Source organism: Amycolatopsis vastitatis (assembly GCF_002234595.1).
Lineage (GTDB): Bacteria > Actinomycetota > Actinomycetes > Mycobacteriales > Pseudonocardiaceae > Amycolatopsis > Amycolatopsis vastitatis.
Genome location: NZ_NMUL01000005.1, coordinates 20,137 through 38,074 on the forward strand (window position 1 = coordinate 20,137; position 17,938 = coordinate 38,074).

General features: G+C 71.0%; 17 protein-coding genes. 13 read left to right on the top strand and 4 right to left on the bottom strand.

Annotated features, from left to right (window positions below; genetic code table 11):
- The first annotated feature begins 74 nt into the window (after positions 1–74).
- The 5 genes from CF165_RS03610 (at position 75) to CF165_RS03635 (ending at position 5,259) form a co-directional block, all read left to right on the top strand.
- Positions 75–815, top strand: coding sequence for an ABC transporter ATP-binding protein (locus CF165_RS03610; RefSeq protein WP_167441341.1), 741 nt, complete (start codon positions 75–77; stop codon positions 813–815).
- A complete protein-coding gene (locus tag CF165_RS03615) occupies positions 815–3,262 on the top strand; it encodes an FtsX-like permease family protein (RefSeq protein ID WP_093945977.1) in 2,448 nt (815 codons plus the stop codon). The genes CF165_RS03610 and CF165_RS03615 overlap by 1 nt, the downstream gene beginning before the upstream one ends.
- 27 nt (positions 3,263–3,289) lie before the next feature.
- Positions 3,290–3,853 (top strand): orotate phosphoribosyltransferase, encoded by a 564-nt coding sequence (pyrE, locus tag CF165_RS03620; protein ID WP_093945978.1) that lies wholly within the window; start codon positions 3,290–3,292, stop codon positions 3,851–3,853.
- A gap of 348 nt (positions 3,854–4,201) precedes the next feature.
- Entirely contained in the window at positions 4,202–4,594 is a 393-nt protein-coding gene (locus tag CF165_RS03630; protein WP_093945980.1) for a DUF2784 domain-containing protein, read from the top strand.
- Between the two features lie 14 nt (positions 4,595–4,608).
- Positions 4,609–5,259, top strand: a complete 651-nt coding sequence (locus tag CF165_RS03635; protein ID WP_093945981.1) for a TrmH family RNA methyltransferase — start codon at positions 4,609–4,611, stop codon at positions 5,257–5,259.
- Positions 5,260–5,262: 3 nt separating this feature from the next.
- Here CF165_RS03635 and CF165_RS03640 read toward each other — a convergent pair whose 3' ends face one another.
- Together CF165_RS03640 and CF165_RS03645 are read right to left on the bottom strand one after the other, a co-directional pair.
- Positions 5,263–6,210: a cellulase family glycosylhydrolase gene (locus CF165_RS03640; RefSeq protein WP_240521439.1), complete on the bottom strand. Its 948-nt coding sequence runs from the start codon at positions 6,208–6,210 to the stop codon at positions 5,263–5,265.
- A 133-nt stretch (positions 6,211–6,343) separates the two neighbouring features.
- Positions 6,344–8,488, bottom strand: coding sequence for a molybdopterin-dependent oxidoreductase (locus CF165_RS03645; protein ID WP_167441342.1), 2,145 nt, complete (start codon positions 8,486–8,488; stop codon positions 6,344–6,346).
- A gap of 71 nt (positions 8,489–8,559) precedes the next feature.
- Here CF165_RS03645 and CF165_RS03650 point away from each other — a divergent pair, with 71 nt between their 5' ends.
- The gene (locus CF165_RS03650; protein ID WP_093945983.1) at positions 8,560–9,564 is read left to right on the top strand and encodes a glycoside hydrolase family 76 protein; all 1,005 of its coding nucleotides are present in this window, start codon (positions 8,560–8,562) and stop codon (positions 9,562–9,564) included.
- A gap of 57 nt (positions 9,565–9,621) precedes the next feature.
- On the opposite strand, the gene CF165_RS03655 is transcribed toward CF165_RS03650, so the two are convergent.
- Both CF165_RS03655 and CF165_RS03660 read right to left on the bottom strand, forming a co-directional pair.
- Complete coding sequence (locus CF165_RS03655; protein ID WP_093945984.1) at positions 9,622–10,488, bottom strand: LacI family DNA-binding transcriptional regulator; 867 nt, start codon at positions 10,486–10,488, stop codon at positions 9,622–9,624.
- Between the two features lie 69 nt (positions 10,489–10,557).
- The gene (locus CF165_RS03660) at positions 10,558–11,595 is read right to left on the bottom strand and encodes a LacI family DNA-binding transcriptional regulator (protein ID WP_093945985.1); all 1,038 of its coding nucleotides are present in this window, start codon (positions 11,593–11,595) and stop codon (positions 10,558–10,560) included.
- A 106-nt stretch (positions 11,596–11,701) separates the two neighbouring features.
- Here CF165_RS03660 and CF165_RS03665 point away from each other — a divergent pair, with 106 nt between their 5' ends.
- From CF165_RS03665 to CF165_RS03695, 7 genes are all read left to right on the top strand, one after another.
- On the top strand, positions 11,702–12,718 hold the full coding sequence (locus tag CF165_RS03665) for a substrate-binding domain-containing protein (protein WP_093945986.1): 1,017 nt from the start codon (positions 11,702–11,704) through the stop codon (positions 12,716–12,718).
- Positions 12,715–13,716, top strand: coding sequence for an ABC transporter permease (locus CF165_RS03670; RefSeq protein WP_093945987.1), 1,002 nt, complete (start codon positions 12,715–12,717; stop codon positions 13,714–13,716). Before CF165_RS03665 ends, CF165_RS03670 begins: the two co-directional genes overlap by 4 nt.
- A complete protein-coding gene (locus CF165_RS03675) occupies positions 13,713–14,522 on the top strand; it encodes an ATP-binding cassette domain-containing protein (protein WP_013230844.1) in 810 nt (269 codons plus the stop codon). The genes CF165_RS03670 and CF165_RS03675 overlap by 4 nt, the downstream gene beginning before the upstream one ends.
- Positions 14,523–14,524: 2 nt before the next feature.
- Positions 14,525–15,352 carry a PfkB family carbohydrate kinase gene (locus CF165_RS03680; RefSeq protein WP_093945988.1) on the top strand — a complete coding sequence of 276 codons (828 nt, stop codon included), beginning with the start codon at positions 14,525–14,527 and terminating at the stop codon, positions 15,350–15,352.
- Positions 15,349–15,984, top strand: coding sequence for a nucleoside/nucleotide kinase family protein (locus CF165_RS03685; RefSeq protein ID WP_093945989.1), 636 nt, complete (start codon positions 15,349–15,351; stop codon positions 15,982–15,984). Before CF165_RS03680 ends, CF165_RS03685 begins: the two co-directional genes overlap by 4 nt.
- On the top strand, positions 15,981–16,721 hold the full coding sequence (locus tag CF165_RS03690) for an SDR family oxidoreductase (protein ID WP_093945990.1): 741 nt from the start codon (positions 15,981–15,983) through the stop codon (positions 16,719–16,721). The genes CF165_RS03685 and CF165_RS03690 overlap by 4 nt, the downstream gene beginning before the upstream one ends.
- Positions 16,722–16,793: 72 nt before the next feature.
- Positions 16,794–17,813 carry an isopenicillin N synthase family dioxygenase gene (locus CF165_RS03695; RefSeq protein ID WP_167441344.1) on the top strand — a complete coding sequence of 340 codons (1,020 nt, stop codon included), beginning with the start codon at positions 16,794–16,796 and terminating at the stop codon, positions 17,811–17,813.
- Positions 17,814–17,938: the final 125 nt, after the last annotated feature.

Here is a 17,938-nt window from a genome sequence, read left to right on the forward strand (position 1 = left end):
TGGGGTTTTCCTCACCATGAAAACGGATGTGCTCCTCAATGTGCCGGCGGCCGCGGCTGCCTAGCGTTGTTCCCATGACGACTGAGGCGGTTCGGCTCGAGGCCGTGCGCAAGGAGTACGGCGGAGTGGTCGCGCTGGACGGGGTTTCGATCTCGTTCCCGCGCGGCGGCTTCACCGCGGTGATGGGGCCGTCCGGCTCGGGCAAGAGCACGTTCCTGCACTGCGCGGCCGGTCTCGACCGGCCGACGTCGGGCCGCGTCGTGCTCGACGGCCAGGACCTCGACGGCAAGAACGAGACGTACCTGACGAAGCTGCGGCGCGACCGCGTCGGGTTCGTGTTCCAGGCGTTCAACCTGCTGCCGGCGCTGACGGTCGAGCAGAACGTCGTGCTGCCGCTGCAGCTGGCCGGGAAGCGCCCGGACAAGCGGCTCGTGGCGCGGATCCTCGCGCACGTCGGCCTCGACGGGCGCCGCAAGCACCTGCCCGGGCAGCTGTCCGGCGGCCAGCAGCAGCGCGTCGCGATCGCGCGGGCCCTGGTCACGGACCCGGCCGTGCTGTTCGCCGACGAGCCGACCGGCGCACTCGACACCCGCACCGCCGCCGACGTCCTCGGCCTGCTGCGCGAGTCCGTCCGGTCGTCGGGCCAGACGGTGATCATGGTGACGCACGACCCGGTCGCCGCGTCCTACGCCGAAGACGTCGTGTTCCTGGCCGACGGCCGGATCGCCGGCCGGCTGGCCCGGCCGACCGCGGAGGCCGTCGCCGAGCGGATGACCCACCTGGGCGCCTGGGACCGGATGGCGGTCGGCGTCTGATGTTCTCCCTCGCGCTGCGCACGCTCCGCCTGCGCAAAGGCGGCTTCCTGGCGACGTTCGTCGCCGTGTTCTTCGGCGCGCTGATCGTTTCGGCGTGCGGTGGCCTGATGGAGACCGGCATCCGGTCCGAGACGCCGGTGCAGCGGCTGGCGGCGGCGCCGATCGTCGTCGGCGGCCAGCAGACGCTCAAGCTGCCGGAGGACGACCCGGCCACCCTCGACCCCGAGGACAAGCACAAGTTCGAGAACGCGACCCTGGCCGAGCGCGTCCGGCCCGACGCGGCGCTGGCCGACCGGCTGCGCGCGGTCCCCGGCGTCACCCAAGTCGTCGGCGAGGTCAGCTTCCCGGCGCAGATCGGCTCCGCGAGCGCGCTGGGGCACGCCTGGGATTCCGCGGTCCTGACGCCGTACTCGCTCAGCGGTCAGGCCCCGAAGCCCGGCGAGGTCGTCGTCGACGCCGGGCTGGGGATCTCCGTCGGCACCACAGTGCCCGTCGCGGCGCACGGTGGCATCGGCCAGTACCGCGTCTCGGGGATCGCCGAAGCACCGCAGGCCATGCGGGACTCGGCGCTGTTCTTCGCGGCGCCGGATGCTTCACGGCTGTCCGGCCACCCGGGTCGCTTCGACACCATCGGCGTCTTCGGCGGCGACGTCGCCGCGGTGTCGGCGGCCGTCGGGGACGCCGGGGTCGTGACGACCGGCGTCGACCGCGGTGCCCTGGAGTTTCCCGAGGTCGGCAAGAGCGGCGAGGACCTGATCGTGCTGGCCGCGGTGTCGGGCGGGCTGTCGGCGATGGTGATGGTGTTCGTCGTCGCGGGCACGCTCACGTTGTCGACCCAGCAGCGTCAGCGCGAACTCGCGCTGCTGCGCGCGATCGGCACGAGCCCGCGCCAGCTGCGGCGGATGGTGCTCGGCGAGGCGCTCGTCGTCGGGCTGCTCGCCGTCGGCGTCGCGGTCGTCTTGGGTCCGGTGCTCGGGAACTGGCTGTTCGGCCAGCTCGCGGCTCACCAGGTCGTGCCCGACGTGCTGCGGTTCGAGCAGGGCTGGCTCCCGGCGACGGTCGCCGCGGGCGCGTCCCTGCTGGCGGTCGTGGCGGCTTCGTTCGTGGCGGGACGGCGGGCGTCGAAGGTCCGCCCGACCGAGGCGCTCGCCGAAGCCGCCGTCGAGCGGCGCTGGCTGACGCCGATCCGGGTGATCACCGCGGTCCTGTGCTTCGCGGGCGGGACGGCGCTGGCCGTCGTCACGGTCGCCGTGATGACCGGCCCGGTCGCGGCCAGCACGGCGGGCCCGGCGGTGATGCTGTGGGCGTTCGGCCTGGCGGCGATCAGCCCGGGCGTCACGAAGCTGACGGCGTCACTGCTGCGGTGGCCGGTCCAGGCGGTCACCGGCGTCAACGGCCGGGTCGCGCTGCGCAACACCCGCGTCGGCGCGGTGCGGACGGCCGGCGCGGTCACCCCGATCATGCTCGCCGTCGGCATCGCGACGGCCAACATCTACCTGCAGACCACCCAGGAAGCCGTCTCGAACCAGGCGTACACCGAGGACCTGCGCGCGGACGCGGTCGTCGCCGGGCCGTCCGGGCTCGATCCCTCGGTGCGGGAGCGGGTTTCCGCCGTTCCGGGGGTCGCGGGTGCCTCGGAGTACGTCACGAGCACGGTGTTCGTCGAGCGGCCGTTCGACTCCAACCAGGACAAGGACGGCTGGCCCGCGCTCGGCGTCAGCGAGCTGACCGGGAACGCCGTCGAGGTGCCCGCGAAGCTCGGCCGCAACGTCGGCGACACGCTGTCGCTGCGGCTCGGCGACAGCACGCCGGTGGAGGTGCGGGTAGCGGCCGTCGTGAGCCAGCGCCCCGGGTTCGAACGGCTCGTGCTGCCCGCCGGGCTGCTGGCCCCGCACACGACGCTCGGGCTCGCTCCGCAGCTGCTGGTCCGCGCGGCTCCCGGCGTCGACACGGCCTCGCTGACTTCGCGTCTTCGCGACGCGACAGCCGGGTTGCCGGTGTTCGTCGGTGATCGCGACACGCTGATCGCGGCGCACGCGAAGGGCGACGAGATCGGCGCGTGGGTCAACTACCTGCTGGTCGGCATGATCATCGCGTACACGGTGATCTCGGTGGCGAACACGCTGGTGATGGCCACGGCCCGGCGGCGCCGCGAGTTCGGGCTGCAGCGCCTGAGCGGGTTCACCCGCGGCCAGGTACTGCGCATGGCCGGCATCGAAGGCGGGCTGATCGCGGCGATCGCGGTGCTGCTCGGCACGCTGGTGGCGGCGGGCGCGATCGTGCCGTTCTGCCTCGTGGTGACGGGGTCGCCGCTGCCGTCGGGGCCGGTGACGATCTACCTCACCGTGCTCGCGATCGCCGTGGTGCTCTCGCTCGTGGCGATTCTGGTCCCGGCCTGGGCGGCGACGCGCGGGCGTGCGGTCGACGCCACATCCATCGGTGAGTGAGCGGGCTAGTGTGTAAGACTCACCGCCGTGGCGAACCCCGGGTTGGATCAAGCGGCGAAACTCGAACTGGCCAGGCTGGTCACCGATCTTTCCGTGGTGCACGGAAAAGTGACCCTGGCATCCGGCAAGGAAGCCGACTACTACATCGACCTCCGGCGGGCGACCCTGCACCACGCGGCCGCGCCCCTGATCGGCAAGCTGCTGCGCCAGCTGACGGCGGACTGGAACTACGTCGCCGCGGGCGGCCTGACCCTCGGCGCCGACCCGGTAGCGCTGGCGATGCTGCACTCGGCGGCGTCCGACGGCGTGGTCCTGGACGCGTTCGTGGTCCGCAAGGCGGTCAAGGAACACGGCATGCAGCGGCGCATCGAGGGCATGGAGGTCCGCGGCCAGCGCGTGCTGGCGGTCGAGGACACCTCCACCACGGGCGGCAGCGTGCTGACCGCGGTCGAGGCCCTGCGCGAAGCGGGCGCGAACGTGGTCGGCGTCGTCACGGTCGTCGACCGCGACACCGGGGCGCGCGAGGCCATCGAGAAGGAAGGCCTGGAGTACCGGTACGTCCTCGGCAAGGACGACCTCGGCCTGAACTGAGCGTTCGGCCGAAGGCGAACGCCCAGTGCCGCTGTTCCGGCGTACCGTCGAAGGCATGGACGAGCCGTCGACGCCCGACGAGCCGCCGGACCGGCCCGGGCACCAGCCGACCTTCCCCCACCGGAAGAAGCCGGACGGGGCCCCGGATCAGTACCCGCACGAGGAACCCACCCAGTACCCCGGCAAGCGCCCGCCGGAATTTCCACCCGGTGTGACGCCTCCGTCACCGCCCAGGTGAACAGGTTGCTCCGCTGGGTTAAAAATCACACGGCGGGGCACTCTCAGGGGCGGCCGAACCCCATCAGCGGAGTAAAGTCGCTGGTGGGGGGATCGGTGGAGGGGGTGCGGATGGCGAAGTTCCTGGCCGACGTGACCGTCGCGGTGCACATTCTGGCCCTCGTGCTCATCGGCTTGGGCGGCTTTCTCGCCTGGCGCTGGCCGAAGCTGATCTTCATCCACATCTTCGCCGCGGCCTGGGGTGTCCTCGTCAACGTGACGCCCGTGCCGTGCCCGCTCACCGGGCTGGAGAACTACTTCCGCCACCAGCAGGGCCTCGGTGACCTGCCCGGCGGGTTCAACTCCTACTACCTCTACGGCACCGTGTTCCCGCACTCGTGGCTGCCGGCCATCGGCATCATCGCGATCGTGCTCGTCGCCTACTCCTACGTCGGCGTGTACCACCGCTGGCGCCACCGTCACGACGCCCAGGAAACCCACGCGCGTCCGGTTCACCTCGGCTAGGCGACAATCCACGGGTGAACACAGTGCCCGGCCCCACGGAGTGGGTGAGCCGCGAAGAGGTCGGCGTCGGTCCTTGGGCCGGTGAGTGGCCTTCGGACGAGCGGTACGACCCGGAGCTGCTGCGGGAAGGCGACCGGCGCAACGTCGTCGACGCCTACCGCTACTGGCGCCGCGAGGCCATCGTGTCCGATGTGGACAGCCGGCGGCACCCGTTCCACGTCGCGATCGAGAACTTCCAGCACGACCACAACATCGGCACCGTGGTCCGCACGGCCAACGCGTTCGCCGCCGCCGAGGTGCACATCGTCGGCCGCCGTCGGTGGAACCGGCGCGGCGCCATGGTGACCGACCGCTACCAGCACCTTCGCCACCACGACGACGTCGAGACCTTGGTCGCCTTCGCGGCCGAGCGCGGCCTCGCCGTCGTCGCGGTGGACAACACGCCCGGGTCCCGGCCGGTCGAGACGGCCGAGATCCCGCGCGAGTGCGTGCTGCTGTTCGGCCAGGAAGGGCCGGGGCTTTCCCCGCAGGCGCAGGAAGCCGCGTCGCTGGTGGTGTCGATCGCCCAGTTCGGCACAACCCGCTCGATCAACGCGGGGGTCGCGGCCGGGATCGTCATGCACGCCTGGATCCGGCAGCACGCCGATCTCGGCCGCGCCTGGTAGCCGCTACATGCCCCAGCCCCAGCGCAGCTGCGCCACGCCCGTCGCGTTGTTGATCTCGAGGCCGCTGCCGCTCTGCCGCGTGATCGAGTACGTGTCGCCGGACCGCAGGCCGGGCCAGTAGACGACGCCCATCTGCCGCGACCGCGCCAGGTCGGTGGTGGCCGCGAAGTACGCGGTGAAGTTGTTGCCGTCCTGGTGCCCCGCGGAGTAGTTCAACCCGGTCGTCATCGGGGCGCCGGCTTCGTCGATGATCGTGCGCGAGGAGTACGACCCGAGCCGGTTGCTGAGGTTGGTCGTCCACGCCGAGCGCGTCGTGTCCGAGGCCCAGTAGCCGTAGAAGTGCAGCGAAAGCAGCGTGCCGTCCAACGCGCTCGCCGCGCCGACGCCGGTGACGTTGTCGTTGTAGCCGGTGCCGCTGACCACGACCCGGCCGCGGGGGATGTTCGAGTGCCGGGACAGCCACGACGAGCAGAGCGAAACCCAGTCGTTCAGGCTGTAGCCGAACGGCTCGTTCATCGGTTCGAAGTAGACGTTGCCGTTGCCGCCGTAGTCGGCGGTCACCTTGTCCCACATGGTGTTCCACGCGGACGTGTCGTCGACGAAGCCGTCCTTGTTCGCTTCCCAGTAGCCGAAGATGACCTTCATGCCGTGGGCCAGCGCCGAGTCGGCGGCGCCCTTGTACCGCCCCCACCAGTCCGAGTTGACGCTCTGCGGGTTGATCGGCAGCCGCACGGTGTTCGCGCCCAGCTTGTCCTGGAAGCCGCTGATGATGCCGTCGGCCTTGCTGCGGACGCTCGCGTAGCTGTCCCCGGCGGTGAGGCCGGTCGGGATCACCCAGCCGTCCACGTAGTTGTCGCGGGCGTCCGCCCAGTTGACGCCCCGGAACGCGTTGGTGGCGGCGGAGGCGCTCTGCGGGACCGCGAGCAGGGGAACAGCGAGTACGGCGGCCATCGCGGCGCGTAGCCAAATACGAGTACCAGAGCGCTTCATACGAACTCCGATGTCCGAGGGGGCGCGAGGGAAGATCGATGTTTACGTCAACATCCGAGCCGAGAATGCGTCAGCTCCGCGCCCCTGTCAAGACTCAGGCCGGAGCGACTTCGACCGGAATCCCGTTCAACACCGACGTTCCGGACGGAACGTCCAGAAGTGTCTCGTCGGCTACGAGGTTCGAATTGACGCCGGGGTTCGCGCGGGCCACCCGCGTCCGCGAGCCGTCGACGTCGTGGCCCCAACCGTGCGGAATGCTGACGACGCCCGGCCGGACCTCGTCGGTCACCTCCACCGGGACCTGCAGTTTTCCGGCGCGGGACGTCACCGACGCCAGGCCGCCGTCGGTGAGTCCCAGGCGCGTCGCGTCGGCGGGGTGGACCTGCACCGTGCACCGGTTGCCGCCGCGGATCAGCGGTGCGAGGTTGTGCATCCACGAGTTGTTCGAACTCAGGTGCCGCCGCCCGATCAGCACGAGGCCGTCTTCCGCGGTTTTCGCCAGTTCTTCCGTCAATCGCGGAACGTCCGCGACGACCGGTCCGGGCGCCAATTCGATCCGGCCGGACGCGGTGCACAGCACCTCCGGGATCCGCGGCTTCAGCGGCCCGAAGTCCATCCCGTGCGGCGCCGCTTCGAGGTCGGCCAGCGTGACGTCGTAGGGTCCCGCGCGCAGCAGCAGGTCGACCAGGCGCGCGGGGCCGGTGCGGTCCCCGGCGACGGCGACGTCGAGCCCGCTGCGGCGCGCGGTCTCCGCGGCGACGAAATCGTCGAGCGCCGCGACGTCGGCTTCCGGGCCCTGACCGGTGACGATGCCGGTGAGCCGGAGCATGGTCTCCCACTCCTGCGGTAGCTCGGACGGCAGCGTGGCCGGTGTCCAGTTGGCGATGTTGCGGACCGACAGCTGGTAGAAGGCCAGGTCGAAGTGCGGGCGCTCGAGCGGCGACGGGCCGGGCAGGATGACGTCGGCGTGCCGCGACGTCTCGTTCAGGTAGACGTCGACCGAGATCATGAAGTCGAGGGTTTCCAGCGCCGCGGCCAGGCGGCCGGCGTTCGGCGTGCTCAGGCAGGGGTTGCCGCTGACGGTGACCAGCGCGCGGACCTGGCCCTCGCCGGGGGTTTCGATCTCGTCGGCGAGCGTCGCGACCGGCAGTTCGCCGAGGACCTCGGGGTAGCCGCGCACGCGGCTGCGCCAGCGCCCGACGGCGAACGGCCGCCGGTTCCCGGTGGGCCGGCACGCGGCCAGCGGGAACATCGCGCCGCCCGGCGCGTCGAGGTGGCCGGTGAGCACGTTGAGGACGTCGACCAGCCAGCTCGCGATGGTGCCGAAGGTCTGCGTCGTGGTGCCGATCCGGCCGTAGACCACGGCGTTTTCGGCGTCGGCCAGTTCCCGGGCCATCCGGCGGATCCCGGCGGCGTCGATGCCGGTGCGTGGCGCGACGGCTTCCGGCGTGAACGGCTCGGCCAGCGCGCGGACGTCGTCGAGGCCGTTGAGGTGTTCGGTGAGCCTCTTCGGCTGGACCCGGTTCTCCGCGAACAGGACGTTGACCAGTGCGAACAGCAGCAGCGCGTCGGTGCCCGGGCGGATGGCGTGGTGCTCGTCGGCGAACTGGGCGGTACGCGTGCGGCGCGGATCGACGACGACGATCTTGCCGCCGCGGTCGCGGATCCCGCGCAGCCGTCCGCGGATGTCCGGCGCCGTCATCAGGCTGCCGTTCGAGACGAGCGGGTTGGCGCCGAGGATCAGCAGGTGCTTCGTCCGGTCGAGGTCGGGCACGGGGATGGCGAGCGGGTCGCCGAACATGGTGCCGGCGGAGTAGTGCTTCGGCATCTGGTCGACGGACGACGCGCTGTAGAAGTTCTTGGTGCCCAACGCTTTGTAGAGCGGGCCGCCGTAGAGCGTCAGCGCGATGTTGTGCACTCCGGGGTTGCCCGCGTAGACGGCGACGGCGTCCCGGCCGTGCTCCTCGAGGATCGGCGGAAGCCGCCGGGCGATCTCGTCGTACGCCTCCTGCCAGCTGACTTCGACGAATTCGCCGTCGCGCTTGAGCAACGGCGCGGTCAGCCGGTCGGGGTCGTGGTGCAGTGCGCCGAGCGACGCGCCCTTCGGGCAGATGTAGCCCTTCGAGAAGACGTCCTGCTCGTCGCCTTTCACGCGCGTGACCTGCTGGTTCTCGTCGAGGGTGACCTCGAGGCCGCAGGTGGCTTCGCACAGCGGGCAGGTGACGTGTGCTGTGGTCATGGGCACCTCGCAGGCCGTCGGGACCCTCAACATACCGAGCGGTATGTCGGTGGGCAAGGCAGGATCGCACCATGGACGTCTCGGCTGCCGAACGCGCGGTGACCGCGCGCCACCTGCGCCGGGTGTGGGCCCTGCCCGGCACGCTCCTGGGCCGCAGCGGCTGGCCGGCTTCGACCGGCCAGCGGGTGCACTGGCACTGGAACTACTGGTGGCAGGCGCACCTGCTGGACACCTTGGCCGACGCCCAGCTGCGCGCACCTTCGCCCGCGCGCTTGGCTCTGATCCGCGGTTTCGTGCGTTCGGTGCGGTTGCGCAACTTCGGGCGCTGGACCAACGACTACTACGACGACATCGCGTGGCTCGGCCTTGCGCTGCAACGGGTTTCGTCGTGGGGCATCGACGTGGGCCCGGCACTGGCGGCGATCGACGCGCAGCTCCTGTCGGGTTGGACGCCGGCGGCGGGCGGCGGGATCTGGTGGCGCCGCGGGGACGACTTCAAGAACGCCCCGGCCAACGGCCCGGCGGCGATCTTCCACGCCCGGTCGGGGAACCTGCCGCGGGCCCGGGCGATGACGGACTGGCTGTCGTCCACTTTGGTCGATCCGGCGTCCGGCTTGGTCTGGGACGGCATCCGGGCCTCTACGGGCGAGCTGGTGAAGCACATTTACACGTACTGCCAAGGTGTCTACCTCGGTGCGTGCCTCGAATTGTCCGAAATGGACAATGCGGCTCGGACGGTGCGGGCGGTCGCGGAGCATTGCGCACCGGGTGGCGTGATCCGCGGCCAGGGCGGCGGCGACGGCGGGTTGTTCGCGGCGATCCTGGCGCGGTACCTGGCCTTGGCGGCTCGTGCGCTGCCGGGCCCGGAAGCGGCGACAGCCCGGACGCTGGTGCTGACGTCGGCGGACGCCTGCTGGTCAGGCGCCGCCTCTACGCCGGAGGGCCCGTTGTTCAGCGCGTTCTGGGACCGTCCGGCGCCTGCACCGCCCCTCCCGGACGACGCACCGGAACGGGACCTGTCGGTCCAGGTGGGCGGCTGGATGCTCCTCGAAGCCGCCGCGACGCTGTCCCCGTAGAAGGCGCTGAAGACCCCCCGATGTCCCAAGGTACCGAGGGGGTCTGACAGAAACCGGTCAGCAGCCGCAGGAGGCGCCGTGCAGCAAGCGGGGCGTCAGGAGCACCGACTCCGGGGGGCGGTCCGGGTCCGCCATGCGGGACGTCAGCAGCTGCACCGCGCGACGTCCGATGTCCGCCACCGGCTGGGCCAGCGTCGTCACCGCCGGGCTCACGCGGCGGGCCCAGTCCATGTCGCCGTAGCCGACCACCGCCAGCTCCGACCCGATCTTGATGCCGCGGCGGTGGGCCTCGTACTGGACGCCCACCAGCATCGACTCGTCCGCGACGACCAGCGCCGTCGGGGAGGGCCAGCCGTCCAGGAGCTTGGCCGTCGCCCGGGCCGCGCCGCCCGGGGTCGACAGCCCGCACTCCACCAGCTCGCGGTTGAACCGCAGGCCCGCCTGCTCCAGCCCCAGCCGGTAGCCGCGGACGCGCTCGCGGCTGACCTCCATGCTCTCGTCGCCCGAAACCAGGCCGATCTTCCGGTGGCGGCGGGACGTCAGATGGCGAACCAGCGACGCCACCGCGTGCACGTTCTCCGTGCCGACCTGGTCGACGTCGTTGCGCGCGGCCAGCCGGTCCACCAGCACCGTCGGCACGCCCATCCGGACCAGGCCGTTGATCACCGCTTCGTCGCCGGTCGCCGGAACCAGCAGCACGCCGTCCACCAGGTCCGCGCGCAGAGCGCGCACCACCGCGGCTTCTTCGCCTGCGGTGTTCTCGGTTTCGGCCAGCACGACGTCGCATCCCGCCTGCGCCGCGGCGCCGCGGATCGCGCGCAGCAGCTCGCCGGAGTAGGGGTTCGCTTGCACACCCATCGCGACGCCGATCCGGTAGGTGACCGGGGGGTCCCACAACCGGAGGTCCGGCGAAAGTGCGGTCATAAGCCCTCGCAGACGCTCAGCGGAACGGTATCCGCTGAAGGGCCCCGCGGGGGTATCAGGAACCCAGATTCACTGAAGTGAGTGAACCGGCGGGCAGCCGCACGACTCACGGTGACGCAGAGTGGGTGCGAGCCGTACGGTTTCGGCCTTGCGTGCCGGGTCGTTGATCCGGGCCAGCAGCAGCCGCACCGCCTGGCGCCCGATCTCCTCGATCGGCTGCGCCATCGTCGTCAGCGGCGGGTCGACCAGGTCCGCCCACTCGACGTCGTCGTAGACCACGACCGGCAGGTCTCGCCCGATCCGCAGCCCGCGCCGGCGCGCCTCGTGCAGCACCCCGACCATCATGCTGTCGTTGCCGACCACCAGCGCCGACGGCGGCTCCGGCAGCGCCAGCAGCGTGCTCAACGCCAGCGCGCCGCCCTCGCGCGAAGAGTTTCCGCAGGCCACGAGCTCGGACGACCACGTGAGCCCGGACCGGCCCAGCCCCAGCCGGTAGCCCAGCACGCGCTCCTCGCTCGTCGACAGCCCGGGCGCGCCGCTGATCATCCCGATCCGCCGGTGCCCGAGCGTCGCCAGGTGCGCGGTCAGCGCCGACGTCGCCTGGATGTTCTCCGAGCCGACCTGGTCGACGTCGGTGCGGGTGGACAGCCGGTCGATCAGGACCGTCGGCACGTCCAGCGACACCAGCTCGCCGATCACCGGCCCGTCGCCGGGCGCCGGGGTGATGAGCAGGCCGTCGACACGGCGGGAGCGCAGCGCGCGTACCGTGTCACGCTCCGTGTCCGCGGTGTCGTGCGTGTCGGCGAGCAGGACGGTGTACCCGTGCGCCGACGCCTCCCGCTCGATCGCCTGCATCAGCACCGCGAAGTACGGGTTCGCCACCAGCGAGATCGCCATCCCGATCGACCGCGTCCCGCCCGTGACCAGCGATCGCGCGATCGCGTCGCCGGTGTAGCCGGTCGCCTCGATCGCCCGCAGGACGGCCGCTTTCGTGTCCTCCGCGACCGCGCGGGTCCCGTTCACGACGTGCGAGACGGTCGTGATCGACACGCCGGCGAGTTCGGCGATGTCCCGCTGGGTCGGCCGCGATGATCTCGACTGGGGCATACCCATCCTTTCCGGCAAGCGTTTGCGCAAACGCTTGCGTGCACGGAGCAGTCTGTCTACCTTCCCGACCATCGGCAAGCCTCGGACCCACAAAAGGACAGGAACCATGAGACAGCGAAGTCTCACCGCAGTCGTGCTGGCCGCCGTCCTCGCCGCGACGACCGGCTGCACGGTCGAACGGCATTGGGGCGGCAACACCAACACGGGCGGGAGCGGCAAGGCGAAGGTCGGCCTGGTCACCAAAACCGACACCAACCCCTACTTCGTGGAACTCCGCAACTCCGCAAGAGCGGCCGCGCAGGCCAACGGCGCCGACTTCAGCGCGCTCGCCGGCCAGTTCGACGGCGACAACGACGGCCAGGTCCGCGCCATCGAAAACCTCCGTCAGCAGGGCGCGAACACCATCCTGATCACGCCCAGCTCGTCCACCGGCGTGCTCAAGGCGATCAAGGACGCCCGCGACGCCGGGGTCCTGGTCATCGCCCTCGACACCGCCACCGACCCGCCGGACGCCGTCGACGCCACCTTCGCCACCGACAACTTCGCGGCCGGCGAGCAGCAGGGCGCCTACGTCAAGGCCGCGCTCAAGGGCGTCCCGCCCAAGCTGCTCATGGTCGACGGCACGGCCGGCAGCTCGGTCGACACGCAACGGCACACCGGGTTCCTCAAGGGCATCGGGCTGACCGACGGCTCGCCGGAGATCAAGGGCCACACCGCGGCCAACGGCGACCAGAGCCTCGCCCAGCAGGGCATGGAGAACCTGCTGCAGCGCAGCACCGACATCAACGCCGTCTACTCGATGAACGAGCCGATGGGCCGCGGCGCGTACGCGGCGCTCAAGGCGCGCGGGCTCACCGGGCAGATCGTCATGGGCTCGATCGACGGCGGCTGCGAAGGCGTCCAGAACGTCAAGGACGGCCTCTACGCGGCGACCGTCATGCAGTTCCCCAAGAAGATGGCCGAACAGGGGGTGCTCGCCGCCGTCGAGTACGCCAAGACCGGCAAGAAGCCGAGCGGGTTCGTCAACACCGGGTCCGCCGTGATCACCGACAAGCCCCTGCCGGGCATCGAGAGCCACGACACCGCCTGGGGCCTGCAGAACTGCTGGGGAGGCACGAAGTGACGACCGCGACAGTGTCCACAAGGGACACAAAAGACCGTGAGTCCCTCGGCGACTTCCTCCTCCGCGCCCCCGCGGTCGGCCCGGCGCTCGCGCTGATCGTCGCGATCGTGGTGTTCTCGCTGGCCACGGACACGTTCTTCGACCTCGACAACCTCTCGACGGTCGTCCAGCAGTCCCTCGTCGTCGGGACGCTCGCGCTGGGCCAGACGCTCGTCATCCTCATCGCGGGCATCGACCTGTCGAACGCCGCGTCGATGGTCGTCGCGACGCTGATCATGGCGAAACTCGCCGCGGCGGGCACGAACGGCTTCGTGGCGCTGCTCGCCGGGGTGGTGCTGACGATCATCGTGGGCATCTTCATCGGCGGTCTCGCGACACGGATCAAGCTGCCGGCGTTCATCATCACGCTCGGCACGTTCACCATGCTCACCGCGGTGTCGAAGCTGATCGCCGGCGGCCAGGCCGTGCCGGTGACCGACGGGCTGCTGCAGTGGCTCGGCACCAAGCGCTACCTCTTCGGCGGCATCCCGATCACCTACGGCATGACGCTGGCGCTGCTGATGTACCTCGGCGTCTGGTACGCGCTGACGAAAACCGCGTGGGGCAAGCACGTCTACGCGGTCGGCAACGCGCCGGAGTCCGCGCGGCTGTCCGGCATCAAGGTCAACCGCACGGTGCTTTCGGTGTACATCGTGGCCGGGCTGACCTTCGGCATCGCGGCCTGGCAGGCGCTCGGCCGGACGCCGAACGCCGACCCGAACCAGTTCCAGCTCGGCAACCTCGACTCGATCACCGCCGTCGTCCTCGGCGGGACGAGCCTCTTCGGCGGCCGCGGCTCGGTGCTCGGGACGCTGATGGGCGCGCTGGTCGTGGCGGTGCTGCGGTCGGGGCTGACGCAGATGAACGTCGACGGCAACTACCAGGACCTCGCCACCGGCGCCCTGCTCATCGCCGCCGTCGTGGTGGACCGGATCGCGAGGAGGCAGCAGCAGTCATGACCGAACCGATCCTGCAAGCCCGTGGGCTGGTGAAACGCTACGGCCGGGTCACCGCCATCGACGGCGCCGACTTCGACCTGCTGCCCGGCGAGGTGCTCGCCGTGGTCGGCGACAACGGCGCCGGGAAGTCGTCGCTCATCAAAACCCTTTCCGGGGCGGTGATCCCGGACGAAGGCGAGATCAAAGTGGACGGCAAGACCGTCCACTTCAAGTCCCCTTTGGATGCTCGGCACTACGGGATCGAGACGGTGTACCAGGACCTCGCCGTCGCACCCGCGCTCGACATCGCGTCGAACATGTTCCTCGGCCGGGAAAAGCGGCTCAAGGGGCCGCTCGGGCTGTTCCGCAAGCTCGACACCGCCACCATGCGGTCCGAGGCGCAGCGGATCCTCGACGAGCTGGGCATCAACATCAAGTCGATCAGCCAGCCCGTCGAGACGCTCTCCGGTGGTCAGCGCCAGGGTGTCGCGGTGGCCCGCGCGGCCGCGTTCGGCACCAAGGCCGTGATCATGGACGAGCCCACCGCCGCGCTCGGCGTCGCCGAGTCCGGCAAGGTGCTCGACCTGATCGGCCGGATCCGCGACCGCGGCCTGCCGGTGGTGCTGATCAGCCACAACATGCCGCACGTGTTCGACATCGCCGACCGCATCCACGTGCACCGCCTCGGCAAGCGCGTCGCGGTCGTCTCGCCGAAGACGCACTCGATGAACCAGGTCGTCGGCCTGCTCACCGGTGCCCTGCGGCTCAACGAGAACGGCGAAGTGGAAGAGGCGGCCGCCGCGACGCACGTGGCCGGTTTGAAGTGAGAGTGCTGCTGGCGGGCTTGTGCACCGTGGACGTCGTCCAGCGGGTCGACGAGCTTCCGGCGCCGGGCGAGAAGGTGCAGTCGCTGCAGGTGGACGTCGCGGCCGGTGGGCCCGCGACGAACGCCGCGGTGACGGCGGCCGCGCTCGGCGCCGAGGCGACCCTGCTGACCGTCCTCGGTGCACACCCGCTGGCGGCGCTCGCCCGCGCCGACCTCGAAGCGCACGGGGTCCGGGTCGTCGACCTGGCCCCCGAAGGCTCCGATCCACCCCCGGTCAGCGCGGTGGCGGTCCGCGACCGCGACGGCGAGCGCACGGTCGTCTCGCGCAACGCGGCGGGTTCCGAAGCCACTTGGAACGGCACGGTCGACGCGGACGTGGTGCTCGTCGACGGCCACCACCCCGGTCTCGCGCTCTCCGTCGCCCGGGCGGCCGGGGACATCCCGGTCGTGCTCGACGCCGGGAGCTGGAAACCCGTGCTCGACGACCTCCTCCCGCTGGTCGACGTGGCCGCCTGCTCCGCGCACTTCACGGCGCCGGAGCCCGGCCTCCACGAGCGTGGCGTCGGCACCGTGATCACCACCGCCGGGCCCGGCCCGGTGCGCTGGTCCACTGCGGACGGCGGCTCGGGTGAGGTGGCTGTTCCCGCGGTCGCGGCGCGGGACACACTAGGGGCGGGCGACGTCTGGCACGGCGCGCTCGCCGTGGCCGTGACACGCGAACGGACGGTGACGGACCGGATCCGCTTCGCCAACGAGGTGGCCGCCGAACGGGTGCGGCATGTGGGACCGCGGTCGTGGACGACCGCGATCGCAGGAAGGAACAGGACATGACGGCGTTCGACGACCTGCTGGCCCGGGCCGAGGGCCTGACCGTGCGCGGGCAGCGCAACGTGCTCGGCATCGTGGGCGCACCCGCGTCCGGCAAGACCACCCTCGCCTGGGCGCTGGCCAGTGCACTCGGCTCGCGCGCCGCGGTGGTCGGCATGGACGGCTTCCACCTCGCGCAGGTCGAGCTGCGCCGCCTCGGGCGCACCGAGCGCAAGGGCGCCCCGGACACGTTCGACGCGGCGGGGTACTACCACCTGATCCGCCGGCTCGCCGAGGGCCGCGAAACGGTGTACGCGCCGGAGTTCCGCCGCGAGATCGAGGAGCCGATCGCCGGCGCGGTCCCGGTGCCGCCGGAGGTCCAGCTGGTCATCACCGAGGGCAACTACCTGCTGCTCCCGGACGACCCGTGGAGCGGGATCCGGCCGCTGCTCACCGAGGCCTGGTTCCTCGCGCCGGACGAGCCCGAGCGGATCGAACGCCTGGTGTCGCGCCACCGCCGTTACGGCCGTTCCCTGGTCGAGGCCCGGCAGCGCGCCCTCGGCTCGGACCAGCGCAACGCCGACCTGATCTCGCAGACGCGGGACCGGGCGGACCTGGTGCTGGAGAACCTGCCGCTGGCGAACTTCGCGATTTGACCCTCATCGTCACGGGCGGCAGCCGCGGGATCGGCGCGGCGATCTGCGAGCTGGCCGCCGGACGCGATCACGACGTCGTCGTCAACTTCTCCGGCGATCCCGCGCCCGCCGAAGCCGTCGCCGAGCGCCTACGCGCGCAAGGTCGCCGGGCGCTGGCCTTCCGCGCGGACGTCTCCAGCGAAGACGACGTCCGCGCGCTGTTCGACGCGGCGGCGGAGCTGGGCCCGGTGACCGGCTTGGTCAACAACGCGGCGACCGTCGGCAACACCCCGGGCCGGCTCGAGGACTACGAGGTCGACGTCGTCCGGCGCACCCTCGACGTGAACGTCACCGGGGTGTTCCTCTGCTGCCGCGAGGCGGTCCGCCGGATGTCGACCCGCCACGGCGGCGACGGCGGCGCCATCGTCAACATCTCCTCGACCGCCGCGCGCACCGGATCCGCCGGGGAGTGGGTGCACTACGCCGCGTCGAAGGCGGCGGTCGACACGCTGACCTTCGGGCTCGCGCAAGAGGTCGCGGCGGAGGGAATCCGGGTCAACGCCGTCCGGCCGGGCATGATCCACACCGGCCTGCACGCGGCCGCCGGCCTGCCGGACCGGATGGCGAAGTACGCGCCGCAGATCCCGATGGGCCGCGCCGGGCAACCCGCCGAAATCGCCGAAGCCGTGCTCTTCCTGCTGTCCCCGGCGTCGTCGTTCACGACGGGCGCGGTGCTCGACGTCGGCGGCGGCCGCTGATCCCTTTGAACCGGCAATTCCTGCTATTCGTGTGGTGCACGTTCGGCAAACCGCGCGAAAGGTGAACGGGAAATGACCGAGTTGCGTACGTTCGAGCTCCCTGATTCGGTGAGCGGGACGACAGTTGATCGAATTCTGGGCCGCCAGCTGGTCCGTACCTGGGAGACCGACGGGATCTTCCAGGTCGCCGCCACGGCAGAGCAGGAGCGGATCACTCAGGAAGCGCTTACCGAAAGCCGTCGATTCTTCGGCAAATCCGTGCCGGAAAAGGCGAAATTCGTCAGCGACCTGACCTACAGCGGCTACATCGCTTCCGGGGAAGAAGTAACCGCGGGCGAAGCCGACTTCTCCGAGATCTTCACGGTCTGCCCGGACGTCCCGCTCACCGACACCCGCGTCACCGAAGGCTGGCCGTGCCACGGGCCGGTCCCGTGGCCGGACGACGGCTACCGGACGGCGATGCGTGCCTACCTCCGCGAAGTCGGCGAAGCAGGCGAGAAGCTCCTGCGGCTCGTCGCGCTCGGGCTGGAGGTGGAGATCGACCGGCTGACCCGGCTCACCCGCGACGGCTGGCACCACCTGCGCGTGCTGCGGTTCCCCGCCCGGTCCGCGACGACCGAACGCGGCATCGGCGCCCACACCGACTACGGCCTGCTCGTGATCGCCGCGCAGGACGACGTCGGCGGGCTCTTCATCCGGCCGCCGGTGCCCGGGGAACCCCGCCGCCGCAACTGGTTGCCGGAGGAGAGCACCGCCGGGATGTACCAGGACGACGAGCCGTGGCACTTCGTCGAACCCGAGCCGCGGGTGTTCACCGTCTTCCCCGGCGACATCCTCCAGTTCCTCACCGGCGGCAGGCTGCTGTCGACCCCGCACAAGGTCCGGCTCGCGACGCGGGAGCGCTACACGCTCGCGTACTTCCACGAGCCGTCGTTCAGCACCACCGTCCGCCCATTGGACGGCCGGGACGACCGCATCCACTACGGCACGCACTTCACGAACATGTTCACCCGCTGCTACCCCGACCGGGTGACGACCCAGCGCATCCACGAGGAGGGGCGCCTCGACCGGTTGCGGGCCCTCAGCCAGTAGAAGTCACCGGTGGTCACCATCCGTGAGAGGGGGGTGACCACCGGTGGGTTCTGTCCGCGTGCTGGGACGGCCGGAGACGACGAGATCACGATCGGACGGGGAACTTGGTCACCTCCGTTTCGGCG

Excerpts from the sequence above, each read along its gene's own strand:
- CF165_RS03610 (WP_167441341.1), top strand. The coding sequence starts at position 75 with ATGACGACTGAGGCGGTTCGGCTCGAGGCCGTGCGCAAGGAGTACGGC.
- CF165_RS03615 (WP_093945977.1), top strand. The coding sequence starts at position 815 with ATGTTCTCCCTCGCGCTGCGCACGCTCCGCCTGCGCAAAGGCGGCTTC.
- CF165_RS03630 (WP_093945980.1), top strand. The coding sequence starts at position 4,202 with ATGGCGAAGTTCCTGGCCGACGTGACCGTCGCGGTGCACATTCTGGCC.
- CF165_RS03640 (WP_240521439.1), bottom strand. The coding sequence starts at position 6,210 with ATGGCCGCCGTACTCGCTGTTCCCCTGCTCGCGGTCCCGCAGAGCGCC.
- CF165_RS03645 (WP_167441342.1), bottom strand. The coding sequence starts at position 8,488 with ATGACCACAGCACACGTCACCTGCCCGCTGTGCGAAGCCACCTGCGGC.
- CF165_RS03650 (WP_093945983.1), top strand. The coding sequence starts at position 8,560 with ATGGACGTCTCGGCTGCCGAACGCGCGGTGACCGCGCGCCACCTGCGC.
- CF165_RS03655 (WP_093945984.1), bottom strand. The coding sequence starts at position 10,488 with ATGACCGCACTTTCGCCGGACCTCCGGTTGTGGGACCCCCCGGTCACC.
- CF165_RS03660 (WP_093945985.1), bottom strand. The coding sequence starts at position 11,595 with ATGCCCCAGTCGAGATCATCGCGGCCGACCCAGCGGGACATCGCCGAA.
- CF165_RS03665 (WP_093945986.1), top strand. The coding sequence starts at position 11,702 with ATGAGACAGCGAAGTCTCACCGCAGTCGTGCTGGCCGCCGTCCTCGCC.
- CF165_RS03675 (WP_013230844.1), top strand. The coding sequence starts at position 13,713 with ATGACCGAACCGATCCTGCAAGCCCGTGGGCTGGTGAAACGCTACGGC.
- CF165_RS03685 (WP_093945989.1), top strand. The coding sequence starts at position 15,349 with ATGACGGCGTTCGACGACCTGCTGGCCCGGGCCGAGGGCCTGACCGTG.
- CF165_RS03695 (WP_167441344.1), top strand. The coding sequence starts at position 16,794 with ATGACCGAGTTGCGTACGTTCGAGCTCCCTGATTCGGTGAGCGGGACG.